This window comes from Arthrobacter sp. FB24, from assembly GCF_000196235.1.
GTDB lineage: Bacteria > Actinomycetota > Actinomycetes > Actinomycetales > Micrococcaceae > Arthrobacter.
This window is the reverse complement of record NC_008541.1, coordinates 1,601,294-1,616,708: the sequence shown is the minus strand read 5'-3', so window position 1 is coordinate 1,616,708 and position 15,415 is coordinate 1,601,294. Positions and strand designations below refer to the sequence as shown.

The window sequence follows — 15,415 nt, the reverse complement described above, 5'->3', positions numbered from 1 at the left end:
GCTACCGTCCGGTGAGCGACCAGGCGTCTTCGGAGCCGTCTTCGTCATCACCGTAGCCTCCTGCACTGGCGTCGGCGCCGTCGAAGTACTCGACTTTCTGGGTGCGGTTGTCCAGGTCTGCCGCCACGAGGTCCTCGGCGTAGCCGCCCTGGGCGATGTTCGCGTTGGCGTTATCGCTGAGTGCTGCGGTCTGCGAATCCGGTGCAGCAGGGGCGTCCTGGCCCTTCATGGCAGCGAGGACGGCGGCGAGGTCGTCCGGCTTCACGAGCACATCGCGTGCCTTGGAGCCCTCGGAGGGGCCCACCACTCCCCTCGATTCGAGCAGGTCCATGAGCCGGCCTGCCTTGGCGAACCCCACGCGCAGCTTCCGCTGGAGCATCGAGGTGGAGCCGAACTGGGTGGTGACCACGAGTTCGGTGGCCTGCAGCAGCACTTCGAGGTCGTCCCCGATGTCGTCGTCGATCTGCTTCTTCTGCGCCTCGGGCGCGACGTCGTCGCGGTAGACGGCCTTGAGCTGGCCCTTGACGTGCTCAACGACCTTGTGGATTTCCGATTCCGTAACCCACGCGCCTTGGACGCGCATGGCCTTGGACGCGCCCATCGGCAGGAAGAGCGCGTCACCCTGGCCGATCAGCTTCTCCGCGCCGGGCTGGTCGAGCACCACGCGGGAGTCGGTGACCGATGAGGTGGCGAACGCCATGCGGGACGGGACGTTGGCCTTGATCAGGCCGGTGACGACGTCGACGGACGGACGCTGGGTTGCCAGGACCAGGTGGATGCCGGCAGCACGGGCCAGCTGGGTGATGCGGACGATGGAGTCTTCGACGTCGCGCGGGGCGACCATCATGAGGTCGGCGAGTTCGTCCACGATCACCAACAGGTACGGGTAGGGACGGATGACGCGCTTGGAATCGACCGGCGGGTGGACCTTGCCCGCACGGACCGCCTTGTTGAAGTCGTCGATGTGCTTGAAGCCGTAGTTGGCGAGGTCGTCGTAGCGGGCGTCCATTTCGCGGACCACCCATTGCAGGGCCTCGGCGGCCTTCTTGGGGTTGGTGATGATGGGCGTGATCAAGTGCGGGACACCCTCGTACGCCGTGAGTTCGACGCGTTTGGGGTCCACCATGACCATGCGGACCTCATCCGGGGTGGCGCGCATCAGGATCGAGGTGATCATGGAGTTCACGAAGGACGACTTGCCGGCACCAGTGGCACCGGCGACGAGCAGGTGGGGCATCTTGGCGAGGTTCGCCACCACGTAGCCGCCCTCGACGTCCTTGCCGACGCCCATGACCATCGGGTGGTCGGTGCGGCGGGCGTTCTGGCTGCGGAGCACATCGCCGAGGGACACGGTTTCGCGGTCCGTGTTGGGGATCTCGATGCCGATGGCGGACTTGCCGGGGATCGGGCTGAGGATACGGACGTCGCTGGACGCGACGGCATAGGAGATGTTCTTGGACAGCGCCGTGACGCGTTCCACCTTGGTGCCCGGGGAGAGTTCGATTTCATAACGGGTGACCGTGGGGCCGCGGCTGAAGCCGGTGACCTGGGCATCCACGTTGAACTGGTTGAGCGTTTCGGTCAGTGACGCCACGATCGCATCGTTGGCCTCCGTGCGTTCCTTCGGGATGGAGCCCGGGGTCAGCACATCCGACGACGGCAGGGTGTACGTAACGTCACCCGCGAGCGAGAGCTGCTCCGTGCGCTGCGGGATCGGCGTGGGCGGCGGGGCCGGAGCGACGGGGCGCGAGGGCACCTGCGCGGCTGAGGCAACGGCGGCAGCACCGGCTGCCGGATTGAGTGAGCCCGCAGCCACCATTCCGGGCGTCACCAGCGGGATGGCCTCGGTGGCGTTCTCGCCGTTTGCATCCTGTCCCTTGGTGCCCAGTCCCTGGGCTGCCTTGATCTTTTCGACGGCGATTTCGGCCTGCGTGGGCCGGCGCACACCAGGCGCCGGACGCGGGCCCCTGCCTGCTGCCTTGGTGCCGTTGGCGATCTCGGCCGCTTCGTCGTCGTCGATGACGGCATGTTCGAAGGCCTCGTCGCCCACATATCCTTCGAGGCGGGGGTCGGTCTCCTGGTCCTTGCCGAACAGCCTGCTGCGCCTCTTCTTTTTGGGCGCATCCTGGCCCGCGTTCTCGTAGAGGTAGCTGCGGTCGTGAACGTCGCCGGGTTCCTGCAGGTCGATGCCCATGAGGTGCTCATAGGCATCCCTGATCCGGCGGGGAATCGCGCCGAAGGGCGTGGCGGTCACGATCAGGAGGGACGTGAAGGCCAGCAAGCCGTACACGGCCACCGGCACCGCGGTATGCAGGGCAGCCAGCGGCGAGGCAGCCAGGAAGCCGAGCATTCCACCGGCCTGGCGCAGTCCGTCGAAGCCGTCCGTTACGGTGGGCTGGCCGCCGATGACGTGTGCCAGGCCGCAGCCGGCAAAGGTCATGATGAGGAAGCCAATGCCGATCCTGTTGTTGCCCCGCCCGTCCGACGGCTGGCGGAACAGCCGGAAGGCACAGACGAAAAGCATGAGCGGCAGCAAAAGAGACATCCAGCCGAACGTGCCGTTGACAATCGCGAACACAGTATCGGGGAACCATCCCTTGAAACCCCACCACGCGAACGTTGCAACAAAGACGCCCAGGGCGAGGTTGAAGAGGGCGGCACCGTCCCGGCGGTCCTCGGGGGCAAGGTCGCTGACGTCGTGGCCGATCCGGCGGATGCCGCCGCCGACAACGTGCCCTATTCCCAGCCAGGCGCCTGCGGCCACCCGCACGAGCCACGGCTGCCGGGGTTCGACGGCGGCCATCTGGCGGGTGCGTGCCGTGCCCGATGATCCTCCGGTCCGGCCGGTTTTGGACGTTGCGGAGCCGGAGCCCCTGCCCGCTGAGCTGCCTGATTTGCCGCTTGAGTTGCCTCTAGGCGCGGAGGAGGTACGTGTCGCCATACCCGCCACGGTACCCGAAGTGCGGCCAAAAACCCCGGATTTCCGGGGCGTTCCGGCATGCATGTTGCGGACGGGACGGCTGGGCCCAGCGTCTCCGGGGGGCCTCGCCCGGCTTAAACGACGGGACCCTCCCCGCAGTCCGCGGCCCGGGGGCCTGCTTTCCTGCGGGGAGGGACCCGTCAAACAATCCCAGGCGCTTACGCCTCCAGCACCACCGGAATGATCATGGGCTTGCGGCGAAGCTTGCGGTTGACCCACGTGCCGACAACACGGCGGACAACCTGCTGGAGCTGGTGCGTGGTGTGGTCCGTATGGTTCAGCACGGCCTCTTCCAGCGCAGCATTGATCTTGGGAATGATTTCGTCGAAAACGGAATCGTCCTCAGCCACACCGCGGGCGTGGATTTCCGGTCCGGAGACCACCTTGCCGGTGGCGCGGTGGATCACGGTGATAATGGAGATGAAGCCTTCATCGCCAAGGGTCTGGCGGTCCTTGAGGTCAGCTTCCGTGACTTCGCCGACGCTGGAGCCGTCAACGTAGACGTAGCCCACCTCGACCTGGCCCACGACGTCGGCCTGGTGGTCCCGGAGGTCGATCACAGTGCCGTTGTCCGCCAGCAGGATGCTCTCGTCCGGCACGCCGGACTCGAGGGCGATCTTGCCGTTGGCAATCAGGTGCCGCGTCTCGCCGTGCACCGGCATCGCGTTCAGCGGTTCCAGGATGTTGTAGCAGTACAGCAGTTCCCCGGCTGCGGCGTGGCCGGACACGTGGACCTTGGCGTTGCCCTTGTGGATGACATCGGCGCCGAGCTTGAGGAGGCCGTTGATGATGCGGAAGACCGCGTTCTCGTTGCCCGGGATCAGGCTGGAGGCCAGGATCACGGTGTCGCCCTGGCCGACGACGACGCGGTGGTCACCGTTGGCCATGCGGGACAGGGCAGCCATCGGCTCGCCCTGGGACCCGGTGGACATCAGCACCACGCGGTTGTCCGGCAGGTTGTCGATGTTCTTGATGTCAACCAGGATGCCCGGGGGCACGTCGAGGTAGCCGAGCTTCTCGGCGATGGCCATGTTGCGGACCATCGAGCGGCCCACGAACGCAACCTTGCGGTTATGGTTGGCCGCAGCGTCCAGGACCTGCTGGACCCGGTGCACGTGCGAGGAGAAGGACGCGACGATCAGGCGCTTGGACGCCTGGCCGAAGAGACGGTCCAGGGTGGGGCCGATTTCCTTCTCCGCGGTGGTGAAGCCCGGCACGTCGGCGTTTGTGGAGTCCGACATGAACAGGTCCACGCCTTCTTCGCCCAGCTTGGCGAAATGGCGGAGGTCAGTGATGCGGCCGTCCAGCGGAAGCTGGTCCATCTTGAAGTCACCGGTGTGCAGTACGGTGCCGCCGGAGGTACGGAGGAACACTGCCAGGGCGTCAGGGATGGAGTGGTTGACGGCCACGAATTCGCATTCGAACGGGCCGAACTTCTGCACCTGTCCCTCGGTGACGGTCTGGGTGATCGGCTTGATCCGGTGTTCCTGCAGCTTCGCCTCGATAAGGGCGAGCGTCAGCTGGGAACCCACCAGGGGGATGTCGGCGCGGAGGCGCAGCAGGTACGGAACGGCACCGATGTGGTCCTCGTGGCCGTGCGTCAGGACGACGGCGACGATGTCATCGAGGCGCTTCTCGATGTAGGAGAAATCGGGCAGGATCAGGTCGACGCCGGGCTGGGTCTCCTCCGGGAAGAGGACACCGCAGTCGACGATCAGCAGCTTGCCGTCGATTTCGAAAACGGTCATGTTGCGGCCGATCTCCCCCAGGCCGCCGAGCGGAACGATCCGCAGGGTGTCCTTGAGAAGTTTCGGTGGCGTGACAAGGCCGGGAAGGGCGGTTTGGGTCATAGTGCACTACTTTCCGGGCGGAACAGGAATGGTCTTTGCCGATCAGGAAAAGACCATGCCTGCTTCCGCCAAATCCTCGCGGATGATTGCGATCTCAGCTTCGTCCGGCTCCACGAGGGGCAAACGGACAACCGAGTTGGGCAGGACTCCCTGCCATTTAAGAATCTGCTTGGCCGCAACGGCCCCCTGCACGCGGGTCATCGTGGCCCGGATGACAGGTTCGAGTTCAAAATTGATCTTCCGGGCGGTGCCCAGGTCGTTCGCGTTCACGGCGTCGATCAACTCACGGAACCGGCGGGTGGCGACGTGGGTGGTGACGCCCACGAGCCCCACGGCGCCCATCGCCATCCACTGCAGGGTCAGTCCGTCGTCTCCGGAGTAGAACAGGAGGTCGGTCTGGGCCATGACCCGCGTGGCGGCGGCGAAATCGGCCTTGGCGTCTTTGACCGCAACGATGTTCGGGTGCTCGGCAAGACGGATCATGGTGTCCGGAGCAATCTGGATTGAGGAACGGCCGGGGATGTCGTAAAGCATCACGGGAACGTCGGTGGAGGACGCAATGGTCTCAAAGTGGGCGCGCACGCCGGCCTGGCTGGGCTTGTTGTAGTACGGCGTGACGAGCAACAGACCGTCGACGCCAACCTCGGCTGCCTGCTTGGAAAGGTGCACGGAGTGGGCGGTGTCGTTCGTTCCGGTGCCGGCGATGATGGCGGCGCGGCCGCCGACAGCTTCCTTGACCGCACGGAACATGCCCACGTTCTCCTCGTCGGTGAGGGTGGAGGTTTCTCCCGTGGTGCCGGTGACGACCAGGCCGTCGCAGCCGTCGTCGACAAGCTTTACGGCCAGTTCCGCCGCCTGCTGGTAGTCCACTTTGCCGTCCTCAGTGAACGGCGTGACCATGGCGGTCAGGAGGGTGCCAAAAGCAGGGTTATTCGCGGAAGTGTCAGCCATAGGAAAAACGTTACCCTGTCCCCGCCTTGTTAGGACAATGGCGGCCGCGTGATCGTCGTCAAATTCACACCACGAACGTCACTTGTCAGTGCGGCGGGCCGGTCCCGGCTCCGCCGGCTCGCGGCCTGCCGATTCCGGGCCGGGCGCACCGCAGTAGCGGGCAACAGCATCCTCCCGCAGCGCCTCCGCCCACGAGGCCAGCCGCTGGGCGGCACGGACGTAGTGGAACAGCTCTGTGGGCGTGAGGGCCTCAAGGTCGCATTCAGAGAGCCGCCGCGCCAACTCGGCGCCGGGCGGCTGGGCGGACAGGGCCACGCCCTCTCTCCCCCACTGGATATCTTCGGCCGGGTTTCCGGCCACCAGCTGCCGAAAGAGATAGTCCACCACGCCGGGGCTCATCGCCTTGAGCGGGCCAGGGGACGTCTCGCGTTCCGGGATTCGGCGTTCCGGGAGTTGGCGTTCTGGGATTCGGCGTTCTTGGATTCGGCGTTCTTGGATTCGGCGTTCTTGGATTCGGCGTTCCGGCGCATCGTTCATACACCGATGCTATTCGAACATATATTCGAATACAAGAGCCTGCGGGCCGGATATGAGACGATCGGCTCATGACCTCCCGTGGCATTGCTTCCCCCTCGCGGACTGCCAAAGGCACCGGCACGACAACGAGGCTCACCGGAGTCGACGCGGCCCGGGGGCTGGCACTTCTTGGCATGATGGCCACCCACCTGCTTCCCACGTTCGAAGCAAACGCGCAGCTGACGCCCACGTGGATCGGCCTGACCTTCTCGGGGCGTGCGGCCGCGCTGTTTGCCGTGCTGGCCGGCATCGGACTTGCCCTGTCCACCGGAAAGCAGCGTCCGCCGCAAGGCCAGGAACTGAGCGGCGCACGCCGCGGCATAGCGCTCCGCGCCCTCGTGATCGCCGTCGTCGGGCTCTTCCTGGGCGGGCTGGACGTCAACGTCGCGGTGATCCTGGTCCACTACGCCGTGTTGTTCCTGTGTGTGTTGCCGTTCATTGGCCTCGGCATCAAACCGCTCTGTGCACTGGCTGCCGCCTGGGTACTGGGCTCGCCGGTGCTGGCCTACCTGCTGCGGCCTTGGCTCCTGGCCCCTTCGCCGCCTCTGCAGCTGGGCCACAACCCCAGCTGGGACGACCTCACCACGCCGGGCCGCCTGCTGGGCGACATTTTCCTGACCGGGTACTACCCCGTCCTGCAGTGGATGAGCTATCTGCTGATCGGGCTGGTCATCGGCCGGCTGGCACTGACGAAGGCGCCCGTCCAGGTGCTCCTGCTTGTCGGCGGGACCGTGGTGGCCGTGCTGGCCAAATGGCTGGGGGTGCTGATGATGGATGAGTGGGGCGGCAAGGAAGCGCTCCGGGCCCAGCTGGCGGACCCCCGCTACCCGCTGGACAGCCTCCTGCAGGTGAACCTCGCCGGGGTGGAGCAGTCCGGCTCCTGGTGGTGGCTGGCAGGGAGCGCCCCGCATTCGGGCACGACCCTGGACCTGCTCCACACTTCGGCCGTAGCGGCAGCCGTGGTGGGCGCCTGCCTGCTCCTCGGGAGGCTGGGCGAATGGCTTAGCCTGGACCTGCTGCTGCCGCTGCGGGGTGCGGGCGCCATAACCCTCACCCTCTACACGGCGCATGTGTGCCTGGTGGCCGCCATGTACCTGCAGCCGCTGCCCGCCGGATGGACCCGCGAAGGCGTCTACGCGGCGCAGGCACTGACCGCCGTCCTCATCGGAGGGTCCTTGGCAGCGCTCAACTGGCGGGGGCCGCTGGAGTGGGTGGCCCACGCCGCCAATGAAGTGGGCCGGTACCGGCGGGCGGGGATCCGCTAGGCGGCCTGGCGGAACAGCTTCAGGGCGTCACGCATGGATGCCCGGGCGCGCTTGCGGTCGCCTGCGGCGTCATAAGCGCAGCTCAGCCGGAACCAGGAACGCCAGTCTTCCGGCGCTTCCTCGGCTTCGGTCCGGTACTTCTCAAACTCGGCGTCTGCCGATTCGCGCACAATCCGCCCCGCAGGTGTGCGCTGCAGGTTGTCAACCGGCAGCCCGCCTTCCGCCTCGAGGACCTTGGCCATCTGTTCCGTCCGTGCGCCGAACAGCAGTTCACGCACCAGGGCCCAGGCCCCGATGACCGGCAGGACCAGGTAGGCGGCACCAATGGCCTTTGCCACGGGATTGGGGTCCGCGAGGAGCAGTACGGACCGCTGGAAGGACACCACCAGGTAGAAAACCAGCAGCAGCGTCACCGCGCCGACCCAGATCTTGGTGCGGTTCTTCTTAAAGCCGGCTAGGACATTGCCCATTGCCGTCAGACTCCGAGGTCCAGGTAGCCGTCCAGGCCCACGGTCAGTCCGGGGTGGCCGGCAACGTTCCGCACCCCCAGCAGGACACCAGGCATGAAGGAAGCCCGGTCGAAGGAGTCGTGGCGCAGGGTCAGCTGCTCCCCCGGTCCGCCGAGGAGGACTTCCTGGTGGGCCACAAGGCCGCGGAGGCGCACGCTGTGGACGCGGATGCCGTCCACGTCACAGCCGCGGGCACCGGCAAGTTCAGTAGTGGTGGCGTCCGGACTGGCGCCTACGCCAGCGGCGGCGCGTTCAGCCGCGATCAGCTGCGCGGTACGGACGGCGGTGCCGGAGGGTGCGTCAACCTTGTCCGGGTGGTGCAGCTCGATCACCTCGACGGACTCGAAGTACCTGGCGGCCTTGGCGGCAAAGGCGGACGCCAGGACGGAGCCGAGCGCGAAGTTCGGGGCAATGAGAACGCCCACCCCGGCATTCCGGCCCAGCAGTTCCTCAAGCGCACCGAGCCTGGAGGCGTCCCAGCCGGTAGTGCCGACGACGGCGTGCATGCCGTGTTCGACGGCGAAGCGGACGTTCGCTTCGGTGCTTTCGGGGACGGTCAGGTCCACCACGAACCGGGCGCCGGCATTGACCAGCTCTTCGAGTGAATCACCGCGTCCGAGGGCCGCTACAAGCTTCATGTCGGGGGCCGCTTCAACGGCTTTCACGGCCTCGGCGCCCATGCGCCCGTTCGCGCCCAGGACGGCGACGGCAAGTTGTTCGGTCATGGACTTAACCCTACCGTCGGCCCGGCTGCAAGGATGAACCGGGACAGGAGGTTACTGGCCTCCGGCCCCTTGCTTCAGGCTCCGGCCCCGACCCATTCAACGGTCCCGTCGGTGAAGAACTGTTCCTTCCAGATGGGCACCTGCTCCTTGATCCGGTCAACGAGCTCCGAGCACACCTCGAAGGCCTGGCCGCGGTGCGAGGCGGACACGGCACACACCAGCGCGGGGTCGCCGATTTCCAGCATGCCCACCCGGTGCGCCGCCCAGATCCGCACTGTTTCGCCGCCGTCGCCCGCATGTTCGGCGACGAGCCGGGCAACGACGTCGGCCATCACCTGGTGGGCGGTGGGATGCGCACTGTAGCTGAGCCGCTCAACGGGCTTGCCGCCGTCGTGGTTCCTGACCACGCCGCTGAAGCTGACCACGGCGCCGGCCGTGTCCGATTCCACGGCGGCGATAGCCTGCGCCACGGAGATGGGCTCCGCGCTCAGCACGGCATTCACGATCTCGAATCCGGACTCAGTGGCCTTGTCAGTGCTCATGGCTGCCTTCCAACTGGTCGCAAAGGTGGCTGATGACCGGATCCAGCACGCTCAGGCCGTCCATGACGCCCTTGGGTGACCCGGGAAGATTGACAATGAAAGTGCGTCCGGCCGCGCCCGCGTGTCCGCGGCTCAGCATGGCCATGGGCGTCTTGGCCAGTCCGGCCTGCCTGATTCCTTCCATGATCCCCGGAATTTCGCGGTCCAGCAGGGGGACCGTCATCTCCGGAGTCAGGTCATCCGGGCTCAGGCCGGTGCCGCCGCTGGTGATGATCACGGCGGGCTGCTGTGTCAGCAGGGCGCGAAGCGCGGCGCCCACGGGTTCGCCGTCGGGCACCACCATGGCAGGGAATGTCTCGAAACCGTGCTCGGTCAGCCAATCGGTGATGACCGGTCCGGTTTCGTCGCGGTAGATGCCCGCAGCGGCCCGGTTGGAGGCAATCACGACGCCGGCCTTCCGGCCGGTGGCCTCTCCGTGCCGGTGCGGTTCGGGCTGCTGTCCGAAGGTGCTCATGCTGTCCAGTCCCCGCTCTTGCCGCCGCTTTTGGCCAGCACCCGGATATCGGTCAATACGGCATGCTTGTCGACTGCCTTGATCATGTCGTACACGCTGAGGGCCGCGACCGACGCCGCGGTGAGCGCTTCCATTTCGACGCCGGTCACGCCGCGGGTCTTGACGGTTGCCAGGACCGCAACGGCATCCAGGCCCAGTTCGAAATCGACTGTGACTTTTGAGATGGGCAGCGGGTGGCATAACGGGATGAGTTCGGGAGTCTTCTTCGCAGCCATGATTCCTGCGACGCGGGCAACCGCCAGCGCGTCGCCCTTGGGCAGGTCGCCTGCACCCAGGAGGGCGAGGACCTCCGCGGTGGTGCGGACCGTGGCGGTGGCTGTTGCCTCCCGCGTTGTCTCGGCCTTGCCGGAAACATCAACCATCTGCGCTGTCCCGTCCCGGCGCAGATGCGTCAGCCCGGCAACGTTGTCTTCATTGTTCACAGCGTCCATACTTCCACTTCTGCCCCCGCGGCGAGCGCAGATGTCCCCACCGGGACATGGATCAGGGCGTTGGAATTGGCCAGGGCATGGACCAGGTGCGAGCCTGCGCCCCCTTCGAGCCGGACCGAGCCGTCCGGAAGGAGCGTGCCGCGCCGGAGCTGGTGCTTCCCCTCGGGTGACTCCAGCGGTGCCGCCAGCCTGGCCCGGATGGCCGGCCGCGGCGCCGGTGCCCCGAACAACGAGCTGAGGACCGGGCGCAGGAACATTTCGAAAGAGACCAGGCAGCTGACCGGGTTACCCGGGAAACCCACGAACGGGACACCGTCGAACCGCCCGAGGCCCTGGGGTCCACCGGGCTGCATGGCCACGTGCAGGAATTCCACGTCCTGTCCCGCGGCTGCCTGCCTGACCACCTCGTAGGCTCCTTTGCTGACACCGCCCGTGGTGACGATCAGGTCCACCTGCGGGGCATGCCTCCGCAGCGTGGCGGTCAGCTCGTCCGGACTGTCCGTTGAGATCGCAGCCCGCAGGACCTCCAGCCCGGCCTGGCGCATGGCGGCTTCGAGGAGTGTGCCGTTGGCGTCGTAGATCTTGCCGGGCTCCAGCGGGCTGCCGGGCTCCACCACTTCGTCGCCCGTGGTGGCGAGGAGCACCGTCAGCTTCCGGTGCACCGTGACCCGTGTGATGCCCAGTGCCGCCAGCAGCCCCAGCTGGCCCGGGCCCAGGAACGTTCCGGCGGCGAGCGCGAGCTCCCCGGCCGGGATGTCGCTGCCCGCACTGCGGACGTATGTGCCTGCTTCCGTTGCCGGCAGCCGGACGGTGGCCGCCGCTCCGGGTTCCGGGAAGGAATCCGGAACAGCCTTTTCAACGGGTACGACGGCGTCGGCTCCGGCAGGAATCATGGCTCCGGTCATGATCGGCGCGGCCGTGCCCGGTTCCAGCGCCGCTGCAGTGGCACCGGCCGGGATGGGCGCCACCACTCTCAGGTCCGTCCCGCCGTCGGGAATGTCCTGGCTGCGGACGGCGAAGCCGTCCATCTGGGAGTTCGCAAAGGGCGGCAGGTCCACGGGCGCAGGGATATCCGCTGCGAGCCCGCGTCCCAGCGCCGCCTGGAGCGGCAACTCTTCTGTACGGCCGGGACCGCTGAAGTCCACCAGGAGCTCACGCACGGCCTCACGGTGGGCCTCCACGGTACGGGCCTGGTGGCCGTGCCCGGAGAAGCCGCGATGGCGGCCGCTGTGGGTCTGGCTGCCGCCGGTGGCGTGCCTGTTGTCGGTGCGGTGCATACGTTCCTTGCCTCGGTCCGGGCGTACTGCTGTGTGTGGGTACTGCTGTGTCTGAATACTGCTGTGGCGGTGTGCTGCGGCCCTGCCCGCGGGAATTCGGCCCCGCTACGGCGTCACGTCAACTCTAATGGTGTGGAATCCGGTAGCGCCGTCCGGGGCAACCCGGGACGGCTTTTCGATCTGCGGCACACCGTTGAGGTCCGTGGCCCGGACCTGGATCTCATACTGCCCGGGCGTGAGGGGCAGTGAGAGCTGCCACTGGTACCAGGTGTCCCGGGAAATGCCGGGTGCAAGTTCCGCCGTCTGCCAGCGGCCGCGATTAACGCGGAGTTCCACTGTGCCGATTCCGGTGTGCTGGGCCCACGCGACGCCGCCGAACGCCACCGTTCCGGCACGCACCGGACGGCCGGTGCGCGGGACGTCGATGCGTGAGGACGTCTTGATGGGTCCGCGCTCACTCCAGCCGCGGGGTGTCCAGTATCCGGCGTCGTCGGCGAACCTGGTCACTTTTAGTTCGGTGAGCCATTTGGTGGCGGAAACGTAGCCGTACAGGCCGGGCACGACGAGCCGCACCGGGAAGCCGTGCTCCAGCGGCAACGGTTCGCCGTTCATACCGACGGCGAGCAGTGCGTCCCGCGTGTCCGTCAACGCTTCGAGGGGGGTGCCGGCCGTCCAGCCGTCACTGCTGCGGGACAGCACCATGTCCGCGCCGCTCTGCGGCCCGGCCATGGCCAGCAGCTCCCGGACCGGCCAGCCCAGCCACAGCGCATTGCCGATGAGGTCCCCTCCCACTTCATTGGAGACGCAGGCGATGGTGATGTGGCGTTCCGTCATGGGTTTCGAAAGCAGCGTGGCGAAATCGAGCTCGATGTCCCGTTCCACCATTCCCGTGACCCTGAGGACCCAGGTGTCCGGACCCACCGCCGGAACAGTGAGGGCAGTGTCGATCCGGTAGAAGTCCCGGTTGGGCGTGACCAGCGGACTGATGCCGTCAAGCCCCAGCTCAGCACCGGCCGGAACCGGCGGGACCGGGGATGCCGCGGACGGCAAGGCAAGTTTGCTACGGAATTCACTGACGCCGGCCGCGGCGCCGCGCAGGGCAACAGCAAGCGCGCCTCCAAGGGCCGCGACGACGGCGCCTCCGCCCAGTGCCTGCAGGAACCGGCGCCGGGCCGGGCCGGCCGTCGGCGTGCCTGCCGGGTCCCGGTTCCGGAGGCGTGACATCAGCCAGCGCAGGACAAGGATTCCGGTTCCGGCCGCAAGAAGGGGCAGCACAACGGCGTTGCCGGTTGCCTGTGCCCGGCCAAGGACCGCCGCCAGGCCCGCCACGCCAAATAGGGCGATGACTGCAAACCCGGCAAAGCGGCGCCGCCACTCAAGGATGCCGGCTAGCGCAGCGAGGGCCGCCATGGCCAGTCCCATGCCCACGAGCAGCGCCAGCTTGTCCGCCGTGCCGAACACTGAGATGGCCCAGTCCTTCACGGCCGGAGGAACAGCATCGACCACTGCACCGCCGACGCCCGTCAGGGGCGAAAGTGCGGGGCTCACGAGGGCGGCGGCGAGTTCGCCGGCCACGACTCCGACGGCCACGGCGACAACGCCTGCGGCCGCTGCCCACCGGCGGGCGACAGCGGCGGGGGCGGGGGCAGGAACAGCGGCGGGAGGCACTTTCGCGGCCGCCCTTTCCTGCGGATCAGTGTCCACGGGGGACCTCCCCTTCTTTCACGTCCGGGCTGCCGGTTGAACTCCGGCCCGGGGCTTCCGTCGGGCGCTCCCTGTCCGGGGCGGGCAGGCGCAGGGAGAACCGGCAGCCGCCGTCGACATTTTCCACCGTCACGCTTCCCTCGTGGGCCCGGATGATTCCTGCAACCATGCTGAGCCCGATCCCGGCCCCGCTGTAGCCCGCGGCTTCCGGTTCTGTTCCGGAGAGGCCCGCGCCGCCGGAGCGGCCGCGCGAGGGATTCTTCTGCCATCCCGTGTCGAAGAGGTGGGGGATGTCCTCCGGTGCAATTCCGCCGCAGCCGTCCGTCACCGTAACCACCGCATCTTCCCCCTCCCTGGTGACTTCAACGGTCACGCCGGTACCGGGCTTGCTGTACAGGATGCCGTTGAGCACCACGTTGCGGACCGCCCGCCCCAGGGAGGGGCCGTCCGCGAAGGCCAGGCACTCACGGACCCCGCCGCCGTCGAGCCTCATCTGCCGCCGGGCGGCCAGCGGGGCCAGATCCGCAATCGCGTCACTGGCGAGGTCGTAGAGATCCAGCGGTTCGGCCTTGAGCCGCAGGGTGCCTGCCTGGATCTTGGAGAGCTCCAGGAGATCATTGACCATGACGGCCATCTGATCCGTCTGGCTGATGATCTTGCGGTAGTAGCCGCTGACGTCGGAGGCCATTCCGTCTTCAAGCGCTTCCGCCATCGCGCGCATGCTGGCCAGCGGCGTGCGAAGGTCGTGCGAAATCCAGCTGACGAGTTCGCGGCGGGAATTCTCGACGGCGGCCTCCCGCTCCCGGGATTCAGCCAGCATGCGGCTGCTGCGTTCCAGTTCATCCGCCAGTTCCGAGAGCTCGGAACTCATGAGCGGCGCCGGCAGCCCCGGGTGCTCGCCGCGTCCAATGCTCCTTGCGGCAGCTGCGAGGAGTTTGGCGTTGCGTGAGACACGCGCCCCGAGGACCAGTGAGATGGCCACAGCCACCGCGGACGCGATGGCCAGGACGTACCACATGACCTCCAGGTCCCGGGCGGAAATAACCATCGCATTGAAGGCGCTCACCATGCCTGCGGTCAGGACCGCAACGGTGGACAGCACCACCACGCAGATCTGGACGGCGATGGACGTTCTGCGAAGGGGTTTGAGCAGCAGCAGCGATGCTGCTCCGATGACTACGGCCCAGAGCAGCGCCCAGGCGACGATGGCGAGAAGTTCAGCTGTTTGCACCGTCAGCCCCGTCCGGGGTGTCCAGCCGGTAGCCCACGCCCCACACCGTCTTCAGGAGGGCCGGCCGGGTGGGATCAGCCTCGATCTTTTCGCGCAGCCGCCGGACGTGGACGGTGACCGTGGAGAGGTCCCCGAAGTCCCAGCCCCACACGGCCCTGATCAGCTCCTCGCGGCTGAACACCTGGTTGGGGCGGCGCAGGAAAAAGGCCAGAAGGTCGAACTCCCGGATGGTCAGCGCGAGCGGAGATCCGTGGTGCGTCACGGTCCGGGCTGCCGGGTTGAGCTCGAACCCGGCAACTTGCACCGCCGGTTCGGGGCTGAACTCCTGAACGCTGCGCCGCAAAACAGAGCGCACCCTGAGCACCAGTTCCCGGGGCGAGAAAGGCTTGGTGATGTAATCGTCCGCACCGACCTCCAGTCCAAGGATCCTGTCATCCTCCGTCCCCAGGGCCGTCAGCATAATGACGGGGACGCTCATCGTCTGGCGGAGCCTGCGGCACACTTCCACGCCGTCCAGGCCGGGCAGCATGCGGTCCAGCAGGACGAGGTCCGGGTGCCGCTCCGCCGCGAGGCGCAGGGCCGTGAACCCGTCCGCAGCGAGGTCCACCTGGAAGCCCGCCTGCACAAGGTAGTCACGGACCACTCCGGCGATGGTCTGTTCGTCTTCGACGAGGAGTATCCGCCGGTTTCCGACTGCGGCCTGGACCGGCGCCGGCTGGGACTTGTTCACTCCTCCAGCATAGGTTCGACGCCTGGGCGTGGCGCGGCTTTGCCGCCCGCCGTGGCGATCCGTAGGGATT

At 67.3% G+C, this 15,415-nt stretch carries 14 protein-coding genes; 1 reads left to right on the top strand and 13 read right to left on the bottom strand.

Annotated features, from left to right (window positions below):
* Nucleotide 1: 1 nt before the first annotated feature.
* From ARTH_RS07380 to ARTH_RS23085, 4 genes are all read right to left on the bottom strand, one after another.
* Nucleotides 2-2,941: an FtsK/SpoIIIE family DNA translocase gene (locus ARTH_RS07380; RefSeq protein WP_011691315.1), complete on the bottom strand. Its 2,940-nt coding sequence runs from the start codon at nt 2,939-2,941 to the stop codon at nt 2-4.
* Nucleotides 2,942-3,138: 197 nt separating this feature from the next.
* Nucleotides 3,139-4,830: a ribonuclease J gene (locus tag ARTH_RS07375; RefSeq protein WP_011691314.1), complete on the bottom strand. Its 1,692-nt coding sequence runs from the start codon at nt 4,828-4,830 to the stop codon at nt 3,139-3,141.
* Nucleotides 4,831-4,872: 42 nt separating this feature from the next.
* Nucleotides 4,873-5,781 carry a 4-hydroxy-tetrahydrodipicolinate synthase gene (gene dapA / locus ARTH_RS07370; RefSeq protein ID WP_011691313.1) on the bottom strand — a complete coding sequence of 303 codons (909 nt, stop codon included), beginning with the start codon at nt 5,779-5,781 and terminating at the stop codon, nt 4,873-4,875.
* A 78-nt stretch (nt 5,782-5,859) separates the two neighbouring features.
* Complete coding sequence (locus ARTH_RS23085) at nt 5,860-6,318, bottom strand: hypothetical protein (RefSeq protein ID WP_011691312.1); 459 nt, start codon at nt 6,316-6,318, stop codon at nt 5,860-5,862.
* Nucleotides 6,319-6,386: 68 nt separating this feature from the next.
* Here ARTH_RS23085 and ARTH_RS07360 point away from each other — a divergent pair, with 68 nt between their 5' ends.
* Nucleotides 6,387-7,622 carry a heparan-alpha-glucosaminide N-acetyltransferase domain-containing protein gene (locus ARTH_RS07360; RefSeq protein ID WP_011691311.1) on the top strand — a complete coding sequence of 412 codons (1,236 nt, stop codon included), beginning with the start codon at nt 6,387-6,389 and terminating at the stop codon, nt 7,620-7,622.
* Here the strand turns inward: ARTH_RS07360 and ARTH_RS07355 are convergent.
* The 9 genes from ARTH_RS07355 to ARTH_RS07315 all read right to left on the bottom strand — a co-directional run bounded on the left by ARTH_RS07355 (nt 7,619) and on the right by ARTH_RS07315 (nt 15,345).
* Complete coding sequence (locus ARTH_RS07355; protein ID WP_011691310.1) at nt 7,619-8,092, bottom strand: hypothetical protein; 474 nt, start codon at nt 8,090-8,092, stop codon at nt 7,619-7,621. The genes ARTH_RS07360 and ARTH_RS07355 overlap by 4 nt on opposite strands.
* 5 nt (nt 8,093-8,097) lie before the next feature.
* Nucleotides 8,098-8,856 (bottom strand): 4-hydroxy-tetrahydrodipicolinate reductase, encoded by a 759-nt coding sequence (gene dapB / locus ARTH_RS07350; RefSeq protein WP_011691309.1) that lies wholly within the window; start codon nt 8,854-8,856, stop codon nt 8,098-8,100.
* Between the two features lie 74 nt (nt 8,857-8,930).
* Nucleotides 8,931-9,398, bottom strand: a complete 468-nt coding sequence (locus tag ARTH_RS07345; protein ID WP_011691308.1) for a molybdenum cofactor biosynthesis protein MoaE — start codon at nt 9,396-9,398, stop codon at nt 8,931-8,933.
* Nucleotides 9,388-9,912, bottom strand: coding sequence for a MogA/MoaB family molybdenum cofactor biosynthesis protein (locus ARTH_RS07340; protein ID WP_011691307.1), 525 nt, complete (start codon nt 9,910-9,912; stop codon nt 9,388-9,390). The genes ARTH_RS07345 and ARTH_RS07340 overlap by 11 nt, the downstream gene beginning before the upstream one ends.
* On the bottom strand, nt 9,909-10,403 hold the full coding sequence (gene moaC, locus ARTH_RS07335; protein ID WP_011691306.1) for a cyclic pyranopterin monophosphate synthase MoaC: 495 nt from the start codon (nt 10,401-10,403) through the stop codon (nt 9,909-9,911). Before moaC ends, ARTH_RS07340 begins: the two co-directional genes overlap by 4 nt.
* The gene (locus ARTH_RS07330) at nt 10,391-11,680 is read right to left on the bottom strand and encodes a molybdopterin molybdotransferase MoeA (RefSeq protein ID WP_011691305.1); all 1,290 of its coding nucleotides are present in this window, start codon (nt 11,678-11,680) and stop codon (nt 10,391-10,393) included. Before ARTH_RS07330 ends, moaC begins: the two co-directional genes overlap by 13 nt.
* A 105-nt stretch (nt 11,681-11,785) precedes the next feature.
* Nucleotides 11,786-13,348, bottom strand: a complete 1,563-nt coding sequence (locus ARTH_RS07325) for a molybdopterin-dependent oxidoreductase (RefSeq protein ID WP_011691304.1) — start codon at nt 13,346-13,348, stop codon at nt 11,786-11,788.
* 25 nt (nt 13,349-13,373) lie between these two features.
* Nucleotides 13,374-14,615, bottom strand: coding sequence for a sensor histidine kinase (locus ARTH_RS07320; RefSeq protein WP_011691303.1), 1,242 nt, complete (start codon nt 14,613-14,615; stop codon nt 13,374-13,376).
* The gene (locus ARTH_RS07315; RefSeq protein WP_011691302.1) at nt 14,602-15,345 is read right to left on the bottom strand and encodes a response regulator transcription factor; all 744 of its coding nucleotides are present in this window, start codon (nt 15,343-15,345) and stop codon (nt 14,602-14,604) included. Before ARTH_RS07315 ends, ARTH_RS07320 begins: the two co-directional genes overlap by 14 nt.
* Nucleotides 15,346-15,415 lie beyond the last annotated feature (70 nt).

Coding starts and splice junctions, on each gene's coding strand:
- ARTH_RS07340 (WP_011691307.1), bottom strand. CDS start 9,912: ATGAGCACCTTCGGACAGCAGCCCGAACCGCACCGGCACGGAGAGGCC.
- ARTH_RS07375 (WP_011691314.1), bottom strand. CDS start 4,830: ATGACCCAAACCGCCCTTCCCGGCCTTGTCACGCCACCGAAACTTCTC.
- ARTH_RS07345 (WP_011691308.1), bottom strand. CDS start 9,398: ATGAGCACTGACAAGGCCACTGAGTCCGGATTCGAGATCGTGAATGCC.
- ARTH_RS23085 (WP_011691312.1), bottom strand. CDS start 6,318: ATGAACGATGCGCCGGAACGCCGAATCCAAGAACGCCGAATCCAAGAA.
- dapB (WP_011691309.1), bottom strand. CDS start 8,856: ATGACCGAACAACTTGCCGTCGCCGTCCTGGGCGCGAACGGGCGCATG.
- ARTH_RS07355 (WP_011691310.1), bottom strand. CDS start 8,092: ATGGGCAATGTCCTAGCCGGCTTTAAGAAGAACCGCACCAAGATCTGG.
- ARTH_RS07330 (WP_011691305.1), bottom strand. CDS start 11,680: ATGCACCGCACCGACAACAGGCACGCCACCGGCGGCAGCCAGACCCAC.
- ARTH_RS07360 (WP_011691311.1), top strand. CDS start 6,387: ATGACCTCCCGTGGCATTGCTTCCCCCTCGCGGACTGCCAAAGGCACC.
- moaC (WP_011691306.1), bottom strand. CDS start 10,403: ATGGACGCTGTGAACAATGAAGACAACGTTGCCGGGCTGACGCATCTG.
- dapA (WP_011691313.1), bottom strand. CDS start 5,781: ATGGCTGACACTTCCGCGAATAACCCTGCTTTTGGCACCCTCCTGACC.
- ARTH_RS07380 (WP_011691315.1), bottom strand. CDS start 2,941: ATGGCGACACGTACCTCCTCCGCGCCTAGAGGCAACTCAAGCGGCAAA.